Genomic DNA, 25,450 nt, shown 5'->3' with positions numbered 1-25,450 from the left:
TCAATGCAACAATATCACGATTTAGTAAAACACGTTTTAGAAAACGGAAATCAAAAAGGAGATAGAACAGGAACAGGAACATTAAGTGTTTTTGGTTATCAAATGCGTTTTGATTTAAGTGAAGGTTTTCCAATGGTTACAACAAAAAAACTACACTTAAAATCAATAATTCATGAATTACTTTGGTTTCTAAATGGCGATACAAATATTAAATACCTTCAAGAAAACGGAGTTAAAATTTGGGACGCATGGGCTGATGAAAATGGCAATTTAGGCCCTGTTTATGGTCACCAATGGCGCAACTGGAACAGTGAAGAAATTGACCAAATTAAAGAATTAATAGACACTTTAAAATCTAATCCTAACAGCAGAAGAATGCTGGTTTCCGCTTGGAACCCAAGTGTTTTACCAGACACCTCTGTTTCTTTCTCGGAAAATGTAGCAAATAATAAAGCCGCTTTGCCACCGTGCCATGCGTTTTTCCAATTTTATGTTGCCGATGGTAAGTTAAGTTGTCAATTGTACCAAAGAAGTGCCGATATATTCTTAGGAGTTCCTTTTAATATCGCTTCTTATGCATTATTTACTATGATGATTGCTCAAGTTTGTGATTTACATGTAGGTGAATTTATTCACACTTTTGGCGATGCTCATATTTATAATAATCATATTGAACAGTTGCAATTACAACTTACAAGAGAATGTAGAGCGCTTCCAACGATGAAAATCAACCCAGAAGTGAAAGATATTTTGAAATTTACTTTTGAAGATTTCACTTTGGAAGGTTACGATCCTCATCCTCATATTAAAGGTGCTGTAGCCGTTTAATTTATTATTATGAATAAAATATATTTTCTATTAATTACTTTTTTTTCAATTTCATGTTTTGCTCAAGAGGAAATGAATGTAATTGATGAAAGCCCAGAAGTGCTTTCGGTTAGAACAGTTGATGTTCCTCCAACTTCAAATGATTGTTTAGGAAGGGATAAAAAAGAAAAAAGCAATTGCTTTGATGAAAAAATGTTACAACATATTCGTAAGCATTTTAAGTATCCAAATAGAGCTGCTGAAGATGATATTCAAGGAAAAGTAATTGTTAGTTTTATTATTGATGAAAAAGGTAAAGTTATTGATATTGAAACAATAGGCGGGCATAAAATATTACAAAAAGAAGCATATAGGATAATTTCATTACTACCTAAATTTACCCCTGCAAAAAAGGAGGGAAAATCAGTTAAAATCAAATATTCGATACCAATTAATTTTAAATTAAGATAAATGAGTAAGTTGTTATTTTCTATTCTTCTATTTTCCCCCGTTTATTTATTCAGTCAAGTTGAATTATCTGGGGATGGAAATGAAGAGGTGAAATTTGCTATAATTGAAGAAATTCCTGTTTTTCCTGGTTGTGAAGAAGTAGATAGGAAAGATAGAAATGAATGTTTTGATGAGAAAATAAAAGAGCATGTTAAAGCAAATTTAAAATACCCTAAGAAAGCATTAAGGCGTAATATTCAAGGAATGGTTTCAGTTCAATTTATCATTGATAAAGAAGGAAATGTTACTGATATTAGAACAATAGGTGCTGATCCAATACTTGAGTCTGAAGCAAGAAGAATATTTTCTTTATTACCAAAAATGAAACCAGGATTTCAAAAAGGAAAACCTGTTATGGTAAAATATGGAGTGCCTCTTACCTTTAAAATTCAATAAAATGAAAAAAACAATATTTATATTTCTGTTTTTTGTGAGTTTGATTTCATTTTCTCAAGAAGAAAATGTACCTAAAGAAGTTGTACTTACAACTAACGATTCGTTAAAAGGTAAAGAACTTGATAATGTACCTTTTGCTATTATTGAAGAGATTCCTGTTTTTCCAGGTTGTGAAGATGTTGAGAAAAAAGAAAGAATGAATTGCTTTAATGCAAAAATGAGTGAACATATAAAGGCCAACTTTAAATATCCAAGTAAAGCACAAAAGCGAAACATTCAAGGAAGAGTTTCAGTTCAGTTTGTTATTGATAAAGAAGGAAATGTTGTAGATGTACAAACACGAGGAGCTGATCCTATTTTACAAACAGAAGCAAGAAGAATATTCTCATTATTGCCAAAAATGAAACCTGGATTTCAAAAAGGGAAACCTGTTAAGGTAAGATACGGTATGCCGCTTAATTTTAAATTGCAAAGATAAAATGCTTACAATAATTGCCGCAGCTTCAGAAAATAATGCTCTTGGAAAAGATAATGATTTAGTTTGGCATTTGCCAGATGATTTTAAGCGCTTTAAGGCATTAACAACTGGCCATTATATCATAATGGGTAGAAAAACATTTGAAAGTTTCCCTAAGCCTTTGCCAAATAGAACACATATCATCATTACACGTCAAAAGGATTACGATTTTCCTGAAGGTTGTATCGTTGTTAGTAGTTTGAAAAAAGCAATTGAAACTTGTCCAAAAGATGAAGAGAGTTTCATAATTGGTGGTGGACAAATATACAAGCAATCTATTGATGATGCTGATAAAATTGAATTGACTAGAGTGCATACTACTATTGATGCAGATACTTTTTTTCCAGAAATTGATGTCAAGAAATGGAAATTAATTAACGAAGAGTTTCATTCTAAAGATGAAAAGCATCAATATGACTTTACTTATTTAACTTATGTTAAGGCCTAATTAGTTTATCAATTTGATTAATAATTGTATTTTTGAACTTCAAAACGAATAATATGTCAAAAAACGTTACACCATATAAAGATTCTGATTTAGGCAAAAAAGAGCAAGTGGCTCAAATGTTTGATACTATTTCTGGAAATTATGACGATTTAAATAGAGTAATTTCTTTTGGAATTGACGTAAAGTGGCGTAAAAAAGTTTTGAAATTGGTAGCAGATAAGAAGCCTAAAACGGTACTTGATATTGCAACAGGAACGGGTGATTTAGCTATATTAATGACAAGTACTTCAGCTGAAGAAATTATCGGTTTAGATATTTCAACCGGAATGTTAGAAGTTGGAAAAAAGAAAATCGCCCAGAAAAAATTAGAAAATAAAATAAAAATGGTTTTAGGAGACAGTGAAAACATTCCTTATCCTGATAATTATTTTGATGCAATTACTGTTGCTTTTGGAGTGCGAAATTTTGAAACATTAGAAAAAGGATTGTCTGAAATTTTAAGGGTTTTAAAACCTAATGGTATTTTTGTAATTCTTGAAACTTCAGTGCCTACTAAATTTCCTTATAAGCAGGGTTATGCTTTTCATTCTAAATTTATTTTACCTTTAATTGGAAGATTATTTTCGAAAGACAAGGCTGCCTATTCTTATTTGTCTGATTCTGCAAATATTTTTCCTTTTGGAGAAGAATTAAACAATATTTTAAGAAAAGTTGGGTTTATAGATGTAGAACATTTACCACAAACATTTGGTGTGGCAACTATTTATCATGCTTCTAAAAAATAATATGAAAAAATATATTTTATTATTTTTATTTTCTTCAACTCTATATTCGCAAATAGGAATGTTTGGCAAGGATCCTATTGTCAATAAGGAAAATTTTGACAAGCAAAAAATGCATTATGGATATTATTTGGGGTTCAATAATTTAGGATTCAAAACTGATTATTTATCAGTTACTCAAGATATAGAAGTTCAAAACACAATAGGTTTTAATGTAGGTTTAGTAGGAAATCTTCGCTTAACTGAATTTGTAGATTTTAGATTTGAACCGGGTTTAATTATTACACAAAGAAACTTAATATATCCTAATATAGTTGATCCTGTAGATAGGCTAAGAGAAGTTAAATCTACATATGTCTATTTTCCTTTTTTGTTGAAATTTTCATCTAAAAGAACTGGGAATATTAAGCCGTATTTAACAGCTGGTTTGTCTACAGCATTAAATTTAGGGAGTAATGCAGACGCTCCAGATGACAATTCAAACGATAGGTTTAGAATGACAAAATGGACTAGTTTTTACGAACTTGGTTTTGGAATTGATTTGTATTTTGAGTATTTCAAGTTTTCTCCAACGATTAAAGGTGTTTTTAGTATGAATGACGAGTTAATTAGAGATAATGATCCTAATAGTCAATGGACAGGGAATGTTCAAGAAATGAAAACAAGAGGTATTTTTATTAATTTCATGTTCCACTAAAATTAAATTGGTCTTTTAAATTCATTTAAGATGATTGCTGTTGCGGTAGCGACATTCAGACTTTCGGTTAATTGTACTTTTCCGAACCTTGGAATAGAAATTCTTTCTGAAACGATTTTTTCAATTGATGAAGAAATTCCATTAGCTTCATTTCCCATTACAATAACACCTTCTTTTGGTAAAGGTGCATTATAGATAGATTTACCATCCATAAATGTTCCAAAAACCGGAATTTTAGCATTTTTTAATTCATTTTCTAAATTAGTGTAAATAACAGAAACTCTGCTAATAGATCCCATTGTGGCTTGAATAACTTTTGGATTATAAACATCTACAGTTTCTTCTGAGCACAAAAGTGTTTCAATACCAAACCAATCACAAAGCCTTATTATAGTTCCTAAATTTCCTGGATCTCTTACAGAGTCTAACGCTAATACAAGTCCTTTTAAATCAGGTTTAATGTTTTCTGGAATTGAAAAAGTAGCTAAACAAGTATTGGGAGTTGTTAATGCGCTTATTTTTTTTAATTCTGTTTGAGTTACGGCATGTGTTTTGCCGGTTAATAAGTTAGAGAAATCATTTTGTGTTGTAAATAAATCATTCAATTCATAATTGGCGTCAATTAATTCTTGAATTACCTTTACGCCTTCTGCAAAAAATAATTTATATTGTTTACGAAATTTTTTTTGTTGTAAACTCGTTATAAGTTTAATTTGGTTTTTACTAACCATAAAAATTGTATTTTTGACTAACTTTTTAATCAATTGAGAAAATATTTACCAAAAATAGCATTATTATTTCTAACAGGGAGTATATTCTTTTCTTGCTCTCTAGTAAGAAATGTTCCTGAAGGAAAACAATTGTTAACTAAAAATAAAATTTTAGTTAATGATGAAGTGGTTAATACAGAAATTACAGATGGTATTTTACTTCAAAAACCAAACAGTAAATTTTTTGGTTTTCCTTTAAGGCTTACACTTTATAATTTAGCAAAAAAGAATCCAGATTCTTCTTATAATAGCTGGTTGAATAAAAAACCAAATAGAAAAGAGAATTTAGCTAAATTGCTTTCTGCTAAACAAGTGGAGCGATTAGGTCATTCTTTTTTTGTTTCTGGAATTAGTAATTTTTTAAAGAAAACAGGTGAAAATCCGGTTGTTATCGATTCAAAGAAAACAGAAAAAACGATTGAACGATTTAAAGAGTACTATTTTAATCAAGGTTATTTTAACTCTAAAATTAAGTCAACAATCGATTCTGTTGGAAATAAAAAAGGGAAGCTTACATATGAAATTTCTACTGGTGATGCTACTTATTTAGATTCTGTTTCTCGATTTATTGAAACTCCTGAGTTAGATCAATTATATTCTCAAACTGAAAACCAATCTACGTTGAAAAAAGGGAATAGATATAAAAGATTAGATTTTGAAGTTGAAAGAAATAGAATTACAAAAGAATTTAGGAATAATGGAGTTTATCATTTTCAAGTAAACCATGTGAAATACGATATTGTAACTTTTGATTCTATAAATAAAATAAATGCTGAATTAATTATTGAAGATAGAGATGTTAAAAAAGGAGATTCATTAATAAAAACCCCTTTTAAAATATATTCAATTAGTGATGTAAATATTTACACAGTTAATCCAAGTAAAAAAAATTTAGATAAATTTAGGGATAGTGTTTTTTATAAAAATTATAATATTTATAGCGATGGGAAACTTAATTATAAGCCCAAAGCATTAACTAATGCCATTTTTATTGAAAAAGGGAACTTGTTTAGCGATACTGATAGGACATTAACATCTAGGTCTATTAGTAATTTAAAAACCTTTAACTTTCCTAATATTGAATATATTGAAGACCCAAACGACGAAAACGGTTTAATTGCCAATATTTATCTTATTCCAAGAAAAAAATACAGTTGGTCTCCTTCCATAGATGTTACTTATTCTAATATTATCAATTTTGGTATTTCTGGAAGTATGTCTGCTACATGGAGAAATCTTTTTAAAGGCGCTGAGATATTAGAACTATCTACTCGTGGACAAATAGGTTCTTCAAAAGATTTTGCAAACCCAAAGGACAGATTTTTTAATATTTTTGAAATAGGTGTGGATGCAAAAATTACTTTTCCTAGAATATTTTTTCCTTTAAATACTATAAAGTTAATTAAAAAAGAAATGCTCCCAACAACACAAATGAGTGTTGGTTTAACAAGACAAACAAATATAGGATTAGATAAAAGTAATTTCAATGGTGTTCTTGGTTATAGTTGGCTACCTAAAGAAAATGTTTCTGCTCGTTTCGATTTATTGAACATACAATATGTTCAAAACTTAAATGTTGGTAACTATTTTAACGTTTATACTTCTTCTTATGATCGATTAAACGATTTAGCGTTAATTTATAATACAAATATAAATTATGTAGATGATGTGACTGGGAATTTAACTTCGCCTGGAGCAGTATCGTTTATTGAAGATGTGATTTCTGGAGGAACAACTTTAGCTTCAACTGATGCTGATTATCAGTCTATTCGAAGTATTGGGGAGAGAAGGAAAAGGTTAATTGAAAATAACTTAATTATTTCTTCTAGCTTTACCTATAGTTTGACAACAAAAAAAGGTTTGGTTGATAATAATTTTTTCGCATTTAAAGGAAAAATTGAAACAGCTGGTAATTTAGCTTCTTTACTTGCAAAACAAGTTAATGAACCATTTAGTGAGAATGGTAAAGAAACACTTTTAGGTGTTGAATATGCGCAGTATTTTAAAACAGAATTTGAATATATTAAACATTGGAGTTTAGGAAGAAAAAAAGTATTTGCAACAAGAGCTTTTGCAGGTATTGCAATACCTTATGGTAATGCAAATTCAATTCCATTTTCTCGAAGTTATTTCGGTGGAGGTTCAAACGACAATAGAGGTTGGCAAGCCTATACTTTAGGGCCTGGTAAAAGTGGCGCTATTAATGATTTTAATGAGGCTAACTTTAAATTATCATTTAATACTGAATATAGAGCCAAATTATTTGGAAATTTGCACGGAGCTCTTTTTGTAGATATGGGAAATATTTGGAATATTTTAGACAATGTTGAAGATGAAAACTACACTTTTAATGGTTTAAAGTCACTAAAAGATATTGCAATAGGATCTGGTTTTGGATTCAGGTATGATTTTAATTATTTTGTTTTCAGGTTGGATTTTGGTTATAAAGCATATAATCCCGCAAAAATACAAAGTGAAAGATGGTTTAGAGATATAAATTTCGGTCGTACCGTTTTAAATTTCGGAATTAATTATCCATTCTAATTTTTTAAATTATTATTTTTGTCAAATAAACAAATTAAACAACTATGAACCATTCAATAAAACCAGGTGTTGCAACTGGAGATGAAGTACAAGAAATTTTTAGATATGCTAAAGAAAAAGGCTTTGCCTTACCAGCGGTAAATGTAACAGGTTCTAGTACTGTTAATGGTGTTTTAGAAACAGCTGCAAAACTTAATGCTCCTGTTATTATTCAGTTCTCAAATGGTGGTGCCTCTTTTAATGCAGGGAAAGGATTGTCAAATGAAGGTCAAAAATCTGCAATTTTAGGTGCTGTTGCGGGCGCAAAACATATTCATACTTTAGCAGAAGCATATGGGGCTACGGTAATTTTACACACAGATCATTGCGCGAAAAATTTGTTGCCATGGATTGATGGTTTATTAGATGCTTCTGAAAAACATTTTGCAGAAACAGGAAAGCCGCTTTATAGCTCTCACATGATTGATTTATCTGAAGAGCCTATTGAAGAAAATATAGAAATATCTAAAAGATATTTAGAGCGCATGAGTAAAATGGGAATGACTCTAGAAATTGAATTAGGTATTACTGGTGGGGAAGAAGATGGCGTTGATAATTCAGATGTAGACAGTTCAAAATTATACACTCAGCCAGAGGAAGTAGCTTATGCTTATGAAGAGTTAATGAAAGTGAGTCCAAGATTTACAATCGCAGCTGCTTTTGGTAATGTTCATGGGGTTTATAAGCCTGGAAACGTAAAATTGACACCAAAAATTTTGAAAAATTCTCAGGAATTTATTGAAAAAAATTATAAAACAGCTTCAAATCCTATTGATTTTGTTTTTCACGGTGGAAGTGGTTCTACTTTGGAAGAAATTAGAGAAGCAATTTCTTATGGGGTTATTAAAATGAATATTGATACTGATTTGCAATTTGCTTTTACAGAAGGTGTTCGTGATTATGTAATTTCAAAAGTTGATTATTTAAAGACTCAAATTGGCAGTCCTGATGGAACTGACATTCCTAATAAAAAACATTACGACCCTAGGAAATGGATTCGCGAAGGTGAATTGACGTTTAATAAGCGATTAGAGCAAGCATTTGCAGATTTAAATAATATAAACACATTATAGTTTAAAAAAGAGTTGTACTCATAATACATACTAAAATAAATAATCATGAGTTGGTTTAAAAGAAAAGAAAAAGGTATCCAAACGGCTACAGAAGATAAAAAAGATGTTCCAAAAGGATTGTGGTATAAAACCCCAACAGGTAAAATAATTGATACTGATGAGTTAGCTAGAAATCTTTGGGTAAGCCCAGAAGATGATTTTCATGTAAGAGTGGGAAGTGCAGAGTATTTCCAAATTTTATTTGATGACAATAAGTTTGAAGAGTTAAATGCAAACATGACTTCAAAAGATCCTTTAAAATTTGAAGACACAAAAAAATATGACGATCGTCTAAAAGAAGCAATTGCTAAATCAAATTTGAAAGATGCGGTAAGAACTGCCGTAGGTAAGTCAAAAGGTAATGATATTGTTGTTGCTTGTATGGACTTCGCTTTTATTGGAGGTTCAATGGGAGCAGTTGTTGGAGAGAAAATAGCACGTGGAATTGATTATTCTATTCAAAATAAAATTCCATTTGTAATGATTTCTAAATCTGGTGGAGCTAGAATGATGGAAGCGGCTTACTCTTTAATGCAAATGGCTAAAACTTCTGCTAAACTAGCGCAATTAGCTGAAGTGAAGATTCCTTATATTTCTCTTTGTACTGATCCAACTACAGGAGGTACAACAGCTTCTTATGCAATGTTAGGAGATATTAATATAGGAGAGCCAGGAGCTTTAATTGCTTTTGCCGGACCAAGAATTGTAAAAGACACAACGGGTAAAGATTTGCCTGAAGGATTTCAGTCTTCGGAATTTTTATTAGAACATGGTTTCTTAGATTTTATAACGCATAGAAAAGAATTAAAAGATAAAGTTAATCTGTATTTAGATTTAATTTTAAATCAAGATATAAGAGCTTAAATAAAAAAATCCTGCATTTGCAGGATTTTTTTTATGTTTATTTTAGTCTATTCTTTTTTATATCCCAGTTCTAATAGCTTCAACAGGATCTAGTTTTGATGCTGAAATAGCGGGTATAATTCCAGACACTAAGCCAATAAATGCTGCTAAACCAGTTCCTAACATCATGTTTTGAAAGCTTAATACAAATTCAAAATCTAATGCCGCGCTTAATCCTAGTGCACAAAACCAAACAAGTAACATCCCTATTAGTCCACCAATTACAGAAAGTATAATTGCTTCAAAAAGAAACTGAAATAAAATAAATCTATTTTTAGCTCCAAGTGCTTTTTGAATTCCAATTAAGTTGGTTCTTTCTTTTACAGATACAAACATAATGTTTGCAATTCCAAAGCCTCCTACAAGTAATGAAAACAAACTTATAATCCAGCCAATCATATTCATTTGACCTACAATATTGTCTATGAAGTCAGTAAATCCAGATAAAACATTCATAAAGAAATTATTAATTTCTCCCGGTTTTACGCCTCTATGTGCTCTTAATTTTTGAGCTAATTCAGCTTTAAATTCGTCTATGTCAATAGATTTTTTTGGTTTTATTAGAATAGCAGGAGTAAGCGTTTTGTTATTGTCTCCATACATTTTTCTTAAGAAGTTTACAGGGAAAAATACAGCAATATCACTACTGTCTCCAAACATTCCTTGCCCTTGTTTTTTAAGCACCCCAATTACGGTTAGCTTTTGTCCGTAAAGACGAACCTTTTTTCCTAGAGGGTCAGTTTCTCCAAAAAGTCCTACTGCAACTTCACTTCCAATTACAATAACAGGGTTTCCAGAGTTTGACTCAGATTCATTAAACAGCCTTCCTTTGTCCACCTTTACAGGTTCAATGTCAAAAAAATCGCTAGTAGAAGGTTTAACTCTAATTGAGTTAACTGTTTTTGATTCGTATTTAATATTTTCGTTTCGGGTAAATAAATTAAATGAAATTTTATCAATTCCGTTTAAAGATTTTTTCAAATACTCATATTCATCATAAGTTACATTTGGAAATTGTTCTCTTTTCCATTTTTCAACTTCAGATGGTCCAAAAGAAAAACGCATTAAATAAACAGTATTCAAATCCATGTCGCTTAAATCTTCTTTGATTTTTTTGTCCATAGAGTCTACTGCTGCTAATACTGCAATTATCGAAAATATTCCAATCGTAACTCCTAATAAAGAAAGAAGAGTTCTCAATTTGTTATTTCGTAAAGCATTTAATGCAAAACTTAGACTTTCCTTTAGTAATCTTAAATATAAAACCATAATTTGATGTGAATATATATTAGTAGATTGAAGTAATGATATGTTACATTTTTATTGTTAAAAAAAGCAAAAACTTCTTCTTAAACTTTTGAATGTTAAGTTTTCTATAACTACTTTTGCAACTCTAAACAACACTACAAAAATGAACACTACAAAAACAATTCAATCGGCATTAATTTCAGTATTTGACAAAACAGGTTTAGAGCCTATAGTTAAAGCGCTTCATAATAATAATGTTACTATTTATTCAACAGGTGGTACAGAATCATTTATAAAAGGGTTAGGAATTCCGGTTGTAGCTGTAGAAGATGTAACTTCTTATCCTTCAATTTTAGGTGGAAGAGTTAAAACATTACATCCTAAAGTGTTTGGTGGAATTTTAAACCGTCAAGACAATCCTTCTGATGTTGCTCAAATGAAAGAATTTGATATTCCTCAATTGGATTTGGTTATTGTAGATTTATATCCTTTTGAAAAAACTGTAGCTTCAGGAGCTGTAGAAGCTGATGTCATTGAAAAAATTGATATTGGTGGAATTTCTTTAATTAGAGCGGCTGCTAAAAATTTTAAAGACACTGTAATTGTTGCTTCAGTTGATGATTATACAACTTTTTTAGATTTTTATACACAAGAAAAAGGAAATACAACTTTAGAGCAAAGAAGATTATTAGCAACAAAAGCATTTCATGTTTCTTCAAACTATGACACTGCTATTTTCAACTATTTTAATACTGATGACACTTTTTATAAAGAAAGTATTGCTAATGGTCAGGTTTTAAGATACGGTGAAAATCCACATCAAAAAGGATTTTTCTTTGGTGATTTTGATAAAATATTCAAGAAATTAAACGGAAAAGAGTTGTCGTATAATAATTTATTAGACGTGGATGCTGCAGTGAATTTAATGTCAGAATTCAAAAACGATATTCCAACTTTTGCTATTTTAAAACACAATAATGCTTGTGGAATTGCTTCAAGAAACACAATGAAAGAAGCTTATGTAGATGCTTTAGCTGGAGATCCAACTTCTGCATTTGGAGGAGTGCTTATTGCAAATGGAAATATTGATTTAGCAACAGCTGAAGAAATTCACAATCTTTTTTGTGAAGTAGTTATAGCTCCTTCATTTGATGATGATGCAATTCAGTTATTAGAAGAAAAGAAAAATAGAATTTTGTTAGTTCAAAATGATGTTGTTTTACCTTCAAAAATAGTTCGTACTTGCTTGAATGGTTTGTTAGTTCAAGACAAAAACAACATTACAGATAGTATTACAAATTTAAAAACAGTAACTAAAATTGCTCCTACAAGCGAAGAAATTGAAGATTTACTGTTCGCTTCTAAAATTTGTAAGCACACTAAATCTAATACAATTGTATTGGCAAAAAACAAACAACTTTGTGCTTCAGGAACTGGGCAAACATCTAGAGTTGATGCTTTAAGACAGGCAATTGATAAGGCAACTTCATTTGAGTTTGATTTAACGGGATGTGTGATGGCGAGTGATGCTTTCTTTCCTTTTCCAGATTGTGTAGAGATTGCTAATAAAGCGGGTGTAACTGCTGTTATTCAACCAGGAGGTTCAATTAAAGACGAATTGAGTATAAACTACTGTGATGAAAATAACTTGTCTATGGTATTTACAGGAACACGTCATTTTAAACATTAATTTTATTACATTTGTAACTTAGTAGATATTTTAAATATTTAAAACCCGATATAAGCTTATGGGATTTTTTGATTTCATGACTGAGGACATTGCAATTGACCTTGGTACCGCAAATACCTTAATAATTCACAATGATAAAGTTGTAATTGATAGTCCATCAATTGTGGCTCGAGATAGAATTACAGGAAAAATAATTGCTGTTGGTAAAGAGGCCAACATGATGCAAGGTAAAACACATGAAAATATTAAAACCATTAGGCCTTTAAAAGACGGTGTAATTGCAGATTTTGATGCTTCTGAAAAAATGATTAGCCTTTTTATTAAAAGTATTCCTGCATTAAAGAAAAGACTTTTTACTCCAGCACTTAGAATGGTAGTATGTATTCCTTCAGGAATTACTGAAGTTGAAATGCGTGCTGTAAAAGAGTCTTGTGAACGTGTAAATGGTAAAGAAGTATATTTGATACACGAGCCTATGGCTGCGGCTATTGGAATTGGTGTTGATATTATGCAGCCAAAAGGTAATATGATTATTGACATAGGGGGTGGTACTACTGAAATTGCAGTTATTGCTTTAGGTGGTATTGTTTGTGATAAGTCAGTTAAAATTGCGGGTGATGTTTTCACTAATGACATTATTTATTATATGAGAACGCAACATAATTTATTTGTAGGAGAAACTTCTGCAGAGAAAATTAAAATCCAAATAGGAGCTGCTACAGAAGATTTAGAAAATGCTCCAGAAGATATGTCTGTGCAAGGAAGAGATTTACTTACTGGTAAGCCAAAACAAGTTGATGTTTCTTTTAGAGAGATTGCCAAAGCTTTAGATAAGTCAATACAAAGGATTGAAGATGCTGTAATGGAAACTTTATCGCAAACACCTCCAGAGTTAGCTGCTGATATTTATAATACAGGTATTTATCTTGCAGGTGGTGGTTCAATGTTAAGAGGTTTAGATAAACGAATATCCTTAAAAACTGACCTTCCGGTTTATATTGCCGAAGACCCTTTAAGAGCTGTAGTTAGGGGAACCGGAATAGCTCTTAAAAACATTAATAAATATAAAAGTATCCTTATAAAATAAAAAAAAGTAAATGCAGCAAATAATAAACTTTATATTTAAAAACAGCTATAAATTGCTGTTTTTGCTGCTTTTGGGTACTTCATTAACATTAACTATTAAATCCCATTCTTATCATAGAAGTGAGTATATTAATACAGCAAATAATGTTACTGGTGCTGTGTATCAAGAGATAGACAATGCAAATGAATATTTAAGTTTAAAAGAAAAAAACTTAAGATTGGCTGAAGAAAATGCACTTTTAAAAGAAATTTTATTTAATAAAAAAGACACTACTTTATCTAATAAAAATATTCACTCAGAACAGTTATTGGATTTTAATGTAAGAATGTCTAAGGTTATAAAAAACGTTTTTAATACAAGAGAAAATTATTTAACGATAAATTCAGGAAGTTTTGATAGTATTAAAACGGATATGGGTGTTATCAATGAAAAAGGAGTTGTTGGAATTATTGAGAAAACTTCTAAAAATTACTCAACTGTATTAAGTACTTTAAATACGAAGTCAAGAATAAATGCAAAAATTAAAAATTCAAACCATTTTGGTTCTTTAATTTGGGATGGAAAAAATGTAGGATTTGTTCAATTAATTGATGTCCCTAGGCTAGCTTCTTTGAAAAAAGGAGATTCAATTGTAACTGGGGCAGACTCTGATATTTTTCCTGAAAATATTCCAATAGGAAAAATAGATAAAGTTTTTATTGATACAAAAACAAATTATTATACCATTAACGTTAGATTGTTTAACGACATGACATCACTTGGTTATATATATATTATTGAAAATAAGAAAAAGAAAGAAAAACAAACTCTAGAACAAGAAACTATTAAAAAATAAGTGAACAATAATTTATTAAACATATTTCGATTTATAATTTTACTGACTATTCAAATTTTAATATTCAATAATATTAATTTGTTTGGTTATATAAATCCTTATCCATATTTGTTATTTATTCTTTTGTTTCCAGTCAATGGTAATAAATCAGTTTTATTGTTAAGTAGTTTTGCAATTGGTTTGCTATTAGATTTGTTTTTAAATTCTGGAGGAGTTCATGCTACAGCATCATTAGTTTTAGCTTTTGTAAGGCCTAGTTTGTTTAAATTTTCATTTGGTTTAAGTTACGAATATCAAACAGTTAAAATCGCTGATAAATTATCTCCTGAAAGAATCACATTTTTGTTTTTAGCGATTATGATTCATCATTTCATTTTATTCTCATTAGAATACTCTCGATTTAGTTTAATTGGAGATGTTCTTTTAAAAACCCTTTCTACAACGTTATTTACTTTGCTTTTTTGTATGTTAATTATCTATTTAATTAAACCTTCTAAACGATGAGAAAAGCTGTATTACCAACGGTTATTATTGTTACTACAATAATATTAATTGCTCGTATATTTTATTTACAAGTAATTGACGATACGTTAAAGCTTAAATCTGAAAATAATGCAATAAAAAAAGTATTTGAATTTCCAGAAAGAGGTTATATCTATGATAGAAACGGTAAACTTTTAGTTGCCAATCAACCTTCATACGATATAATGGTAATTCCTAAAGAAATAAAAGAAATTGACACTTTAGAGTTTTGTCAATTATTAAATATTTCTAAAGAATTTTTCATCAAAAAAATAGAAAAAGCAATAGTATATAGCCCAAGACTTCCTTCAGTTTTCTTGGCGCAATTGAATAAGAGAGAGTATGCTGCTTTTCAAGAAAAAGAAAGAAAATTTGAAGGGTTTTATACTCAAAAACGTGCATTAAGAGACTATCAAGTTGACTATGGAGCAAATATTTTTGGGTTTATCACTCAAGTAAATGAAGGTATTATAAAAAAACAACCTTATTATAATAGTGGAGATTTAATTGGAAGACAAGGTGTTGAACAAGAATATGAAGAAACGCTGAGAGGAGTAAAAGGGGTTAAGTATTTATTAAGAGACAAACATAATAAAATTATAGGTCCTTACAAAGAGGGGCAATTTGACACCATTGCAAAACAAGGTAATGACTTAACATTAACTATAGACGCCGAATTACAAAAATACGGCACAGAGTTAATGATAAATAAGCGTGGTGGAATTGTTGCAATCGAACCTAAGACAGGAGAGATTTTAGCATTGGTTTCTGCACCTACTTATGATCCAGCTTTATTAGTTGGTAGACAAAGGTCTAAAAACTATACGGCTTTGTATTATGATTCAATTGCGAAGCCATTATATGACAGAGGTTTACAAGCTGAATATCCGCCAGGTTCTCCTTTTAAAATTGTTACTGGTTTGATTGGTTTACAAGAAGAAGTAATTGATGAAAAAACTACTTTCTATTGTAATCATGGTTTCAATTTTGGAAGGTTTATGAAGTGTCATTGTGGTTTACATACTTTACAGTTAAACAATGGTATCTATAAATCGTGTAATAGTTATTTTGGAAATGTTTACAAACGAACAATTGAGAAATATAAAGATTCTTATTATAGTGTAGACAATTGGAATAAACATGTAAAAAGCTTTGGTTTAGGTCAATTTCTCGGAACAGATATGCCAACTGGAAGAAAAGGACTAGTGCCTGATTCTAAGTTATATAAAAGAGTTTATAATGGAGCAACAATAAGAAGTTCGTATATTATATCTAACTCTATAGGTCAAGGTGAAGTATTAACTACTCCTATTCAATTAGCAAATATGATGGCAGTAGTTGCAAATAAAGGGTATTATTATACACCTCACATTGTCAAGAATATAAAAGGACAAAAGCTAGATAAAAGATTTACAACGAAGAATCAAAGTACAATTGATGCAAAATATTTTGACCCTGTAATCAAAGGTCTTGAAGATGTGTACAATAATGGTACCGCATCAGGATTAAGAGTTGATGGATTAAGAATTTGTGGAAAAACGGGTACTGCCGAAAATAAAATTAGAGTTTCTGGAAAAACATATCAATTAAAAGATCACTCTATTTTCGTTGCATTTGCTCCGGCAGAAGACCCTAAAATCGCAATTGCTGTTTTTATTGAGAATGGGTATTGGGGAAGCAGATGGGCTGGTCCTATTGCTACTTTAATGATTGAAAAATACATCAATGGAGAAATAACCAGAACTGATTTAGAAACTAGAATGTTGAATGGTAGTTTACAAGAAGAATACCGTAAAATTGAAAGCATAATTTACCAAAGAAACGAAGCGTATATTAAAACTCAAGATTCAATTAAACAGATTGAAATCAAAAAGTTAGATGCTAAAAAAGAAGAAGAGGAAAATTAAATGAAAAATCAAAGTATTGGAAATAATATAGATTGGCTAACACTTTTGCTTTACATGATGTTAGTAATTGGTGGTTGGATAACTATTTATTCTGCTTCTTTACCAATAGAGGAAACTTCATTGTTTGATGTAACTCAAATCTATGGGAGGCAAATGCTTTTCATTGTTTTAAGTATTCCATTAATTTTAGCGTTATTGTTTACCGATGCTAAAGTATTTGAAAAATTATGTTTTGTTTTCTATGGGCTAGGTATTGTCTTATTACTTGGTTTATTTGTTTTTGGGGTCACTAAAAAAGGACAAACCAATTGGTATCAATTTGGTGGTTTTGGTTTTCAACCTTCTGAATTTGTTAAAACGGGAACAGCTTTGTTACTAGCAAAGTATTTAAGTTATTCTCAAGTAAATTTAGAAAAAACGAAACACCAGTTAATAAGTTTTGCAATTATATGCTTGCCGGTTTTCTTAATTTTAATGCAACCCGATGCGGGTAGTGCTATGATATTTCTATCACTAATTTTTGTATTAAACAGAGAAGGCTTACCGTCATGGTATTTAATTTCGGGTGTAATAGCAATTGCACTGTTTTTTCTAGCATTAATTTTTCCGCCACTTTATATCATAATTGCTGCTTTTGTCATTATGTTTTTTCATTATATTACAAATAGGAAAATTTCAAGAAATCCTATAATTTATGCTCTTGTTTTTGTTGTGATTAGCGGTTTTTCATATTCTGTAAATTATGTATATAACGACGTTTTAGAGCCTCATCAAAAAGATAGAATTGATGTGTTGATTAATGACAATGTTGATTTAAAAGATGAAGGATATAATCTTAATCAATCAATGATTGCAATTGGTTCGGGAGGTTTGTTTGGTAAAGGTTATTTAGAAGGTACTCAAACAAAAGGAGGTTTTGTGCCTGAGCAACATACCGATTATATTTTCACTACTGTTGGCGAAGAATGGGGCTTTGTAGGAAGTGTTTTAATTTTGCTTCTATTTGCGTCACTATTTTTGCGTATTTTATATTTGGCAGAGCGTCAAAAAACCAAATTCAGTAGAGTTTATGGCTATTGTGTTGCAACGTATTTATTTACCCATTTTTTTGTAAATATCGCTATGTTAATTAAATTGTTTCCAACAATTGGAGTCCCTTTGCCTTTCTTCTCATATGGAGGTTCAAGTTTGTGGGCGTTTACAATAATGCTATTTATCTTTATTAAACTAGATGCAAATAAAGTGAATGAGTGGTAATTAAAAACTCCATTTTTTATAGTTAGCACTCTTTTCAAGTTCGTTTTCAATAGCATCTTCAAGTTCAGGAAAAAAATCAATTCCTGTGATTTTTTCAATAGAATCTACAGAAACCGAATATTCATATAATGCTTTGTCAGATTTCTTATGAGGGATTAGAAATCCAATCATTTTTTTGCCATCTTTTGTTAAAAGAATTTTGTAGAAATATTCAGGTACAGATACATTTTCTTTACCAATTGTTTTTAGATTATCTGACAAAATTCCTCCAGTAATTACATAAAGACCATTGTTTTTGGTGGCCCAATATCTTGTTTTTTGTTCAAGTCTATTCCAAATTCCAGCATTGAATTCATATAGTTGTGGCGTTGTATTTGAAGTAAAAAAAGTTTCTTTGTATAAATCATACGATTTTTTTCTATCTCCAGCAGGACAAAGGTGTCCTTTGTTATATCCCGATTTTTTATAATTTCTCCAGTCTGCTGATTTTGATTCTACTAAAGGGTCTTGATTGAAATAAGGACGGTTGAAGTTATTGTTATTAGAAAAGTCACTGTCGTTTAACTCATATGCAACCCATTCTGATTGTTCGTGTGCCTCACTATATGAAAAACTATATGCATTATGTTTGTAAATATCTCCAGAAGTTGATGATGGTAAATAATTAAAAGATTCTGAGATTTCAAAAGCATTTTCTTCAGCGTTTAAACTTTCAACGTCAACCTGTTTACAAGATATTAATGTACTTAATAGTAGAAAAGAAAGAAAGAACCTATAATTAATCATTTGATTGAAGTTTTCATTAACTTTGTAAAGTTAATTTTAAATGACTAAATATGAAAACAAAATATTTTTTAATCGTTATGATTCTTGGATTACAATTTTGTTTTTCGCAAGAACCTGTTTCAGATAGTGTTGCTTTAAAATCGGCTAATGTAAAAATTGAAAAAGCGGAGAAGAATAGAGTAAACTTAGAACAAGAGAAAGCATTTGAAAAACAAGAGAAAGAAAGAAGAAAAGAGTTAGAAAAAGCTGATAAAGAACGTGAAAAAGCTGATGAAGCTCGAGATAAAGCGGAAAAGGAATTAAAAACAATAGAAAAGGAAAGAGCTAAAGAGCTTGCTAATGCTGAAAAAGCGAGAAAGAAAGCAGAAAAGGCACAAAGAAAAGCTGAGAAAGAATTAAAAAAACTTGAAAAGGAGCGTAAGAAGTTAGATAAAGCAAGATCAAATGTTGCTAAAGATAGAAAGAGAATTGCTTCGCAAAGTAAAGATATAGTTAAGAATACTGAAAAGTTTGAAAAGCTTAAAAGAAGAGGGAAACTTTCTCCAGTTGATGAAATCAAATGGATTGATAAGTTAAAAAAGAAACAAAAGAAGCTTAAAGATTTAGAGGACGATTTAGAAAAATCTGAAAAAAAATTAAGCAAACTAGATTAACAAAAAAGCCTTGAATATTATTCAAGGCTTTTTTAATTTTATTTATGTTTTCCAACTTCCCAGCCAGTCTTTCCTAAATATTGATTGCCACTTTCAATAGCATCATCTTCTAGCATGGTTCCCATTGAGTCATTCCAACGGTTTAAGTATCCAAATAATGAAATTACGCCAAGCATTTCTACAATTTCGCCTTCATTCCAGTGTTTGTATAAAGCAGTCTTAATTTCGTCATTTACTGCATTTGGAATTATTGATGCAGCTAATGAAAAATCTAAAGCGACTCTTTCAGCTTCTGTAAATGCAGAATGAGTTTTATATTCCCAAATGTTATCTAGTTTTTCTTGGTCTGCTCCATAGCGTTCTGCTGCTCTAATAGCGTGCGCTTGGCAATATCTACAACCTGTAGCATTACTACTTACCCAAGCAATCATTCTCTTTAAAGAAGAAGTGACTTTTCCCTGATTATCCATTACAGCTTTATTTAGATTTATAAAAGCCTTAGATATTAAAGGTCTGTGTTGCATTGTTAAAACAGAATTAGGACAGAAGCCTAATGTTTCATTGAAAAATGCAGCTAACTCTCTTGTTTCTGCATCATGATCTGGTGATAATGGGGTAACTAGTGGCATATGTTTGTTTTTGGTTACTGCTAAAATAAGAAATGCCACGTAAGTGGCATTGTAAAAGTTGATAAAATTAGGTTGTTAAAACAAACCATTAATTTCAGCATCAATTCTATTAATAATATTTCCTAAATCTTCAGGGTTGTCAACAAAATTAATATTGTCAACATCAATAATTAAAAGTTTTCCTTTATCATACGTTTGAACCCAAGCTTCATAGCGTTCGTTCAATCTGCTTAAATATTCAATAGAAATTGTGTTCTCGTAATCTCTTCCTCTTTTATGAATTTGGTCAACTAAATTAGGGATTGAACTTCTTAGGTAAATCAATAAATCAGGGGAACCTACTAAGTCTTCCATTAAATCAAATAAAGCTTTATAATTATTATAATCTCTATTAGTCATTAATCCCATTGCATGTAAGTTAGGTGCAAAAATAAATGCATCTTCATAAATGGTTCTGTCTTGAATAGTAGTTTTTCCTGTTTCTTTAATTTCTCGCACTTGTCTAAAGCGACTGTTTAAGAAGTAAATTTGAAGGTTAAAACTCCATCTTTCCATTTGATGGTAAAAATCATCTAAGTAAGGGTTGTCTACAACATCTTCAAAATGTGCATCCCATTTAAAATGTTTTGCTAGTAACTTAGTTAAAGTTGTTTTACCAGCACCAATATTTCCCGCTATTGCAATATGCATTAAAAATTCATTTGGTAGTTAATAATTTTATTGTCTGTAAAAATAGATAAAATATCATCTTTAAAGAAGAAATTTTGAATTGATTTTTCACGTACATTTAGTTTTGAAGTTGTTTTAAAAGCAAAATCATAAATAAAAAATGAATCATTGTTAGTGAAAATAATTTTGCTTTCGTCTAAAAAACAAAAATCATCGTTTGCAGGTATGCTTCCTAAGTTTTCTATTTTTCCAAAAATCGAAATAGAGAGATATTCATTATAATAATTAATAAAGTATAGAAAATTATAAGTAGCCATTTTTTTTGAAATGATTCCTTTAAAAGGAGTCGATAAAAATTTTACCGAAGATGTGATTAAGTCGTAAAGACCAATTTTTTGAGTATTGCTATCAAAAAACCATAGTTTATTTTGGCCTCCAAAACCAATAGAGGTTATTGTTAAAAATGGATCAATTGTATTAAAGTCTATTTTTTGAACCTCATTTAGCTGATTGTCTAATAAAACGACAGTGTTGAAGTTTTTATACAACAAAACTATTTGTAAAGGATTTTCAATAGCTATGTCATGTATTTTTCCAAGAGCTATATTTTTATAATTGTATGTTTTGTTTTTATTCTGCTTAAATAATTGATTATTGGATGTGTAGTAATAATTCTGAAAATTATCTTTTCCAAGAAATTGTTCGGCTTTTTCAAAACTTAAAGAATCTAATTTATTGCAAGTGTAGTTAGTTTGTGCAGCCAAACTAAAATTTACAATTAGAAACAAATATGATAAAGCAGTTTTCATTTTTTTTAATGAGCAATTAAACCTTTTCCATTTTATAATGTCTAAATGTAATATTAATATGTTAAATGTTGTAACAAAATTAAAAGTTAATAGTCTTAATTAGTATAATTAATCAAACAAACAAAAATGAAAAAATTACTTATTGCATCTTTAGTGATGTTTTCCGGTTATTTAAATGCTCAAGATTTTCAAGGAATGGCAGTGTACGAATCAAAAACGAGCACTTCTGATTTTATGAAAGGCATGGGCGGAAATAGAGATATTACACCTGAGATGCAAAAGAATATAGAGGAAAGAATGAAGAAAATGTTTGAAAAAACATTTATTTTGAATTTTGATAAATCTGCTTCAATTTATAAAGAAGAGGAAAAGTTAGATGCTCCTGGTCAACAAGGTGGAGGAAGAATGATGACGTCTATGATGGGTGGCGGAGGAACGCATTATAAAAATATAAAAGAAGAAAAAGTAATTGTTGATAAAGAATTTTTCGGGAAAGAATTTTTGATTAATGACACATTGCCAAAATTAGTTTGGAAGTTGGAAGGTGAATCAAAAATGATCGGTCAGTACAACTGCTTTAAAGCAACTGCGGTTCGCCCTGTTAGTGATTCTGATTTTAGAAATTTTCGTTTTAGAGGAAAAGAAGATGAGAAAAAAGAGAATGAAGTGAAAAAAGACACTGCAAGTTCTAAGACAAACTTAATGGATCAGTGGGAAATGCCTAAGGAAGTTGTTATTACTGCTTGGTATGCTCCGGAGATTCCTGTAAATCAAGGTCCAGAAAATTATTGGGGTTTACCAGGGTTGATTTTAGAAGTTAACGATGGTAAGACATCTATTTTATGTTCTAAAATTGTAATGAATACAAAAGATAAAGTTGAGATTAAGGCACCTTCAAAAGGCAAGAAAGTTACTCAAAAAGAATATGATGAAATTGTAAAAAACAAAATGGAAGAAATGAAAGAAATGTACGGCGGAAAAGGCGGTCGTGGAGGAAGATTTCATTAATATTTTGAGGGTATAAAAAAATGAAAAAAATACTATTTATTATAACAATGGCGCTTTCTATGAGCGCCATTTCACAAAACATTCGTGTTGAAGGTTTTGTAAAGGACAGTACTGGTTTAGGTTTAGAAATGGCAAATGTTATGGCTATTAATAAAGAGACTAAGGCAATGGATGCTTATGCAATCACAAATGAAAAAGGGAGGTATTTCCTTAATTTGAATGCTAATTCTTCTTATGACATTAAAGCAAGTTATATTGGTTATGAGTCTTTTGGTTCGATTTTGAAAACCACTGCGGCAAATATGGATTATAATATTTTAATGAAGCAAGGTGTTCAGTTAAAAGATGTTGAAGTAGTTTATGTAATGCCAGTAACAATTTCGGGTGATACTATTATATATAACTCAGATTCTTTTACAAATGGCACTGAGCGTAAGTTAGAAGACGTTCTTAAAAAACTCCCTGGAGTTGAAGTAAATGCTGATGGTGAAATTGAAGTGGAAGGAAAAAAAGTGCAAAAAGTAATGGTTGAAGGAAAAGATTTTTTCGACGGTGATACAAAAATTGCTGTAAAAAACATTCCTGCTAATGCTTTAGATAAGATACAAGTTTTAAGAAATTATAACGAAGTTTCAAATTTAAAAGGTCTTGAAAATAACGAAGAAAGCATTGTTCTAAATATTAAACTAAAAGAAGGTAAAAAGAATTTTTGGTTTGGAGATGTTACTGCAGGTGGCGGATTTAGAGACGATGAGGCTGATGGTTATTTAGTTAATCCAAAGTTGTTTTATTATAGTCCTAAGTACAGTATCAATGTGATTGGTAACATAAATAATATTGGTGAATTGCCTTTAACAGCTAGAGATTATTTTAAGTTTACAGGTGGTTTTAAAAGCATTATGAGTAAAGGGGGTTCTTCATTTAATGTTACTTCTAATGATTTAGGTATTTTGGGATTAAGAAATAATCAAGCGGCAAGTATAGAAACAAAATTTGGAGCAGCTAATTTCAGTTATAATCCTACGAAATCATGGACAATTAGTGGTTTCGGAATATTTTTAAATAATAAAACAAATATTCAAACAAACTCAGTTACAGATAGAACAGATAATTTACCTGATGGTTCTACACAGGAAATCACTGAGACAAGAACTGAGAATACTTTACAAAGAAGTCAACAAACATTATTAAAATTAAGTTCAAGTTATATTCCCTCTGCGAAATTGCATTTAGATTATGATGCATTGATTAAATTATCTGACCAAAAAGAAAGTCAAGGTTTGTTTTCTTCTTTACTTTCTGACATTTCTACAAATAAAAAGCAAAATCCATTTTCAGTCAATCAAAATTTAAATTATTATTATACTTTAAATTCTAAGAATGTTTTTGCTCTTGAAATGCAGCATTTGTTTCAAGAAGAGGATCCATTTTACAATGCAAATCTAGCGTCACAACCTTTTGATTTGACAGGTTATGATAATGGACAAGCGAGAAATGATGTTAATCAAAATCGTTTTGTTAAAACAAATAAAACAGATTTGAAGTTAGATTATTATTATATGGTTACACCAAAAAGCAATATTAATTTAACTTTGGGTAATGCTTATTCTTTTCAAAATTTTAATTCACATATTTTCCAAGTTTTAGATAACGGAAATGTTAATGATTTAAATAATCCTGAAAATAATAATAATGTTGATTATGTGTTTAATGATGTCTTTTTAGGTGTTCATTATAAATTTATTAAAGGGAAATTTACTTTTAATCCTGGTTTTAGTATTCATCAGTTTAACACTAAAGATTCGCAATTAAATACAACTAATAAGAACAGTTTTAATAGATTCTTGCCTGATGTTTATGCGTTGTTTCAAATTAAAAAATCAGAAACTCTAACCTATAACTATAGAATGACTAATTCTTTTACAGATGTAAATAGGTTAGCTGAGGGTTTTGTTTTTTCTAATTATAATAGTTTATTCAGTGGGAATAGAAATTTAGAAAATTCATTATCTCATGTTCATAGCTTAAGATACTTTAAGTATAATATGTTTAATTTCGAAAACATATTTGCGAACTTAACCTATACTAAACAAGTTGATGGAATTAAAAACAGGGCTTTATTTACAGGAGTTAATCAAATTTCATCTTCAGTTAATATGAATTCAAATTTTGCTGACGAAACATTTAGCGGAAATTTCAATTATGGTCGCTCATTTGCTAGATACTATAAAGCTTCTGGAGGTGTAAATGTTAATTGGAGTAGATTTAATAACATTCGTGTTTATCCAGATTCTGATTCTGACCCTACTAATAATCCAACTGAAGTTCAAACAACAAAATCGTTTACGCAAAATTATAATGTTCGTTTTTCAACTAATTTTAAAACATTTCCAAACCTTGGGTTGTCTTACGGTTTAACTATTAATGATAACTTTAGTGATGTTTATTATACAGATAGTCCCGCGGTAACATTAGAATATTATTTCTTAGATGCTTTTTCATTCACTTCTGAATATAATTTTTACCACAATAGAAATAAATCAAAAACGATTGAAACAGAATATGATTTCTTAAATGCATCTTTAATTTATCAAAAGAAAGACAGTAAGTGGGAATATAAGTTGGCAGCAACTAATTTATTAGATACAAGAGCTCTTAATGACAATAGCTTTAGTCAATTAGGAGGTTCAAGTACTTTTTCTAGTTATATAGTGCAGCCTAGATATGTTATTTTAAGCTTGAAGTATAATTTATAAAATTTTTATACTTTGTATATAAAAAAACCACGCTTTTAGCGTGGTTTTTTTATGAAATAATTTTACTAA

General features: G+C 29.9%; 25 protein-coding genes. 19 read left to right on the top strand and 6 right to left on the bottom strand.

From position 1 onward, the window contains the following. The first annotated feature begins 3 nt into the window (after positions 1 to 3). Genes UXY25_RS09775 through UXY25_RS09745 form a run of 7 tightly spaced genes read left to right on the top strand, consistent with a single transcriptional unit; the run spans position 4 to position 4,157 of the window. Positions 4 to 828 (top strand): thymidylate synthase, encoded by an 825-nt coding sequence (locus UXY25_RS09775; RefSeq protein ID WP_320815835.1) that lies wholly within the window; start codon positions 4 to 6, stop codon positions 826 to 828. Between the two features lie 9 nt (positions 829 to 837). Then, positions 838 to 1,278, top strand: a complete 441-nt coding sequence (locus UXY25_RS09770; RefSeq protein WP_320815834.1) for an energy transducer TonB — start codon at positions 838 to 840, stop codon at positions 1,276 to 1,278. Next, positions 1,279 to 1,713 (top strand): energy transducer TonB, encoded by a 435-nt coding sequence (locus UXY25_RS09765; protein ID WP_320815833.1) that lies wholly within the window; start codon positions 1,279 to 1,281, stop codon positions 1,711 to 1,713. Position 1,714: 1 nt separating this feature from the next. After that, complete coding sequence (locus UXY25_RS09760; RefSeq protein ID WP_320815832.1) at positions 1,715 to 2,191, top strand: energy transducer TonB; 477 nt, start codon at positions 1,715 to 1,717, stop codon at positions 2,189 to 2,191. Between the two features lies 1 nt (position 2,192). Then, positions 2,193 to 2,678: a dihydrofolate reductase gene (locus UXY25_RS09755; RefSeq protein WP_320815831.1), complete on the top strand. Its 486-nt coding sequence runs from the start codon at positions 2,193 to 2,195 to the stop codon at positions 2,676 to 2,678. 53 nt (positions 2,679 to 2,731) lie between these two features. After that, on the top strand, positions 2,732 to 3,463 hold the full coding sequence (gene ubiE / locus UXY25_RS09750) for a bifunctional demethylmenaquinone methyltransferase/2-methoxy-6-polyprenyl-1,4-benzoquinol methylase UbiE (protein WP_320815830.1): 732 nt from the start codon (positions 2,732 to 2,734) through the stop codon (positions 3,461 to 3,463). 1 nt (position 3,464) lies between these two features. After that, a complete protein-coding gene (locus UXY25_RS09745) occupies positions 3,465 to 4,157 on the top strand; it encodes a porin family protein (protein ID WP_320815829.1) in 693 nt (230 codons plus the stop codon). 2 nt (positions 4,158 to 4,159) lie between these two features. On the opposite strand, the gene UXY25_RS09740 is transcribed toward UXY25_RS09745, so the two are convergent. After that, positions 4,160 to 4,888, bottom strand: a complete 729-nt coding sequence (locus tag UXY25_RS09740; RefSeq protein ID WP_320815828.1) for an RNA methyltransferase — start codon at positions 4,886 to 4,888, stop codon at positions 4,160 to 4,162. Positions 4,889 to 4,921: 33 nt separating this feature from the next. Here UXY25_RS09740 and UXY25_RS09735 point away from each other — a divergent pair, with 33 nt between their 5' ends. From UXY25_RS09735 to accD, 3 genes are read left to right on the top strand one after another with little or no spacing between them, the layout of a single operon-like run. Then, entirely contained in the window at positions 4,922 to 7,471 is a 2,550-nt protein-coding gene (locus tag UXY25_RS09735) for a BamA/TamA family outer membrane protein (RefSeq protein ID WP_320815827.1), read from the top strand. Between the two features lie 44 nt (positions 7,472 to 7,515). Further along, positions 7,516 to 8,583 (top strand): class II fructose-bisphosphate aldolase, encoded by a 1,068-nt coding sequence (gene fbaA / locus UXY25_RS09730; RefSeq protein WP_320815826.1) that lies wholly within the window; start codon positions 7,516 to 7,518, stop codon positions 8,581 to 8,583. A 45-nt stretch (positions 8,584 to 8,628) separates the two neighbouring features. Beyond that, positions 8,629 to 9,486: an acetyl-CoA carboxylase, carboxyltransferase subunit beta gene (accD, locus tag UXY25_RS09725; RefSeq protein ID WP_320815825.1), complete on the top strand. Its 858-nt coding sequence runs from the start codon at positions 8,629 to 8,631 to the stop codon at positions 9,484 to 9,486. A gap of 57 nt (positions 9,487 to 9,543) precedes the next feature. Here accD and UXY25_RS09720 read toward each other — a convergent pair whose 3' ends face one another. Beyond that, positions 9,544 to 10,794 (bottom strand): ABC transporter permease, encoded by a 1,251-nt coding sequence (locus tag UXY25_RS09720; RefSeq protein ID WP_320815824.1) that lies wholly within the window; start codon positions 10,792 to 10,794, stop codon positions 9,544 to 9,546. Between the two features lie 142 nt (positions 10,795 to 10,936). Here UXY25_RS09720 and purH point away from each other — a divergent pair, with 142 nt between their 5' ends. From purH to rodA, 6 genes are read left to right on the top strand one after another with little or no spacing between them, the layout of a single operon-like run. Beyond that, a complete protein-coding gene (gene purH / locus UXY25_RS09715) occupies positions 10,937 to 12,463 on the top strand; it encodes a bifunctional phosphoribosylaminoimidazolecarboxamide formyltransferase/IMP cyclohydrolase (protein ID WP_320815823.1) in 1,527 nt (508 codons plus the stop codon). 58 nt (positions 12,464 to 12,521) lie between these two features. Next, positions 12,522 to 13,550, top strand: a complete 1,029-nt coding sequence (locus UXY25_RS09710) for a rod shape-determining protein (protein ID WP_320815822.1) — start codon at positions 12,522 to 12,524, stop codon at positions 13,548 to 13,550. A gap of 10 nt (positions 13,551 to 13,560) precedes the next feature. Then, positions 13,561 to 14,385 (top strand): rod shape-determining protein MreC, encoded by an 825-nt coding sequence (mreC, locus tag UXY25_RS09705; protein WP_320815821.1) that lies wholly within the window; start codon positions 13,561 to 13,563, stop codon positions 14,383 to 14,385. Further along, on the top strand, positions 14,386 to 14,889 hold the full coding sequence (locus tag UXY25_RS09700) for a rod shape-determining protein MreD (RefSeq protein ID WP_320815820.1): 504 nt from the start codon (positions 14,386 to 14,388) through the stop codon (positions 14,887 to 14,889). Further along, a complete protein-coding gene (gene mrdA, locus UXY25_RS09695; RefSeq protein ID WP_320815819.1) occupies positions 14,886 to 16,814 on the top strand; it encodes a penicillin-binding protein 2 in 1,929 nt (642 codons plus the stop codon). Before UXY25_RS09700 ends, mrdA begins: the two co-directional genes overlap by 4 nt. Beyond that, complete coding sequence (rodA, locus tag UXY25_RS09690; protein WP_320815818.1) at positions 16,815 to 18,071, top strand: rod shape-determining protein RodA; 1,257 nt, start codon at positions 16,815 to 16,817, stop codon at positions 18,069 to 18,071. It begins immediately after the preceding gene. Here rodA and UXY25_RS09685 read toward each other — a convergent pair whose 3' ends face one another. Further along, positions 18,072 to 18,857 (bottom strand): DNA/RNA non-specific endonuclease, encoded by a 786-nt coding sequence (locus UXY25_RS09685; protein ID WP_320815817.1) that lies wholly within the window; start codon positions 18,855 to 18,857, stop codon positions 18,072 to 18,074. Positions 18,858 to 18,907: 50 nt separating this feature from the next. On the opposite strand from UXY25_RS09685, the gene UXY25_RS09680 reads away from it, so the two are divergent. Beyond that, positions 18,908 to 19,510 (top strand): hypothetical protein, encoded by a 603-nt coding sequence (locus UXY25_RS09680; RefSeq protein WP_320815816.1) that lies wholly within the window; start codon positions 18,908 to 18,910, stop codon positions 19,508 to 19,510. Positions 19,511 to 19,548: 38 nt separating this feature from the next. Here UXY25_RS09680 and UXY25_RS09675 read toward each other — a convergent pair whose 3' ends face one another. From UXY25_RS09675 to UXY25_RS09665, 3 genes are all read right to left on the bottom strand, one after another. Continuing rightward, a complete protein-coding gene (locus UXY25_RS09675) occupies positions 19,549 to 20,139 on the bottom strand; it encodes a carboxymuconolactone decarboxylase family protein (RefSeq protein WP_320815815.1) in 591 nt (196 codons plus the stop codon). Positions 20,140 to 20,214: 75 nt separating this feature from the next. Further along, a complete protein-coding gene (locus UXY25_RS09670; protein WP_320815814.1) occupies positions 20,215 to 20,829 on the bottom strand; it encodes a deoxynucleoside kinase in 615 nt (204 codons plus the stop codon). After that, positions 20,829 to 21,617, bottom strand: coding sequence for a hypothetical protein (locus tag UXY25_RS09665; RefSeq protein WP_320815813.1), 789 nt, complete (start codon positions 21,615 to 21,617; stop codon positions 20,829 to 20,831). The genes UXY25_RS09670 and UXY25_RS09665 overlap by 1 nt, the downstream gene beginning before the upstream one ends. A gap of 126 nt (positions 21,618 to 21,743) precedes the next feature. On the opposite strand from UXY25_RS09665, the gene UXY25_RS09660 reads away from it, so the two are divergent. Together UXY25_RS09660 and UXY25_RS09655 are read left to right on the top strand one after the other, a co-directional pair. Beyond that, a complete protein-coding gene (locus UXY25_RS09660) occupies positions 21,744 to 22,625 on the top strand; it encodes a GLPGLI family protein (protein ID WP_320815812.1) in 882 nt (293 codons plus the stop codon). A gap of 20 nt (positions 22,626 to 22,645) precedes the next feature. After that, the gene (locus tag UXY25_RS09655; protein ID WP_320815811.1) at positions 22,646 to 25,381 is read left to right on the top strand and encodes a TonB-dependent receptor; all 2,736 of its coding nucleotides are present in this window, start codon (positions 22,646 to 22,648) and stop codon (positions 25,379 to 25,381) included. The last annotated feature ends 69 nt before the right edge of the window (positions 25,382 to 25,450 follow it).

The sequence above is a fragment of the Flavobacterium sp. genome, assembly GCF_034111225.1.
Classification (GTDB): domain Bacteria; phylum Bacteroidota; class Bacteroidia; order Flavobacteriales; family Flavobacteriaceae; genus Flavobacterium.
Note: the sequence above shows the minus strand (reverse complement) of the source record. Positions and strands in the feature narration are given on the sequence as shown.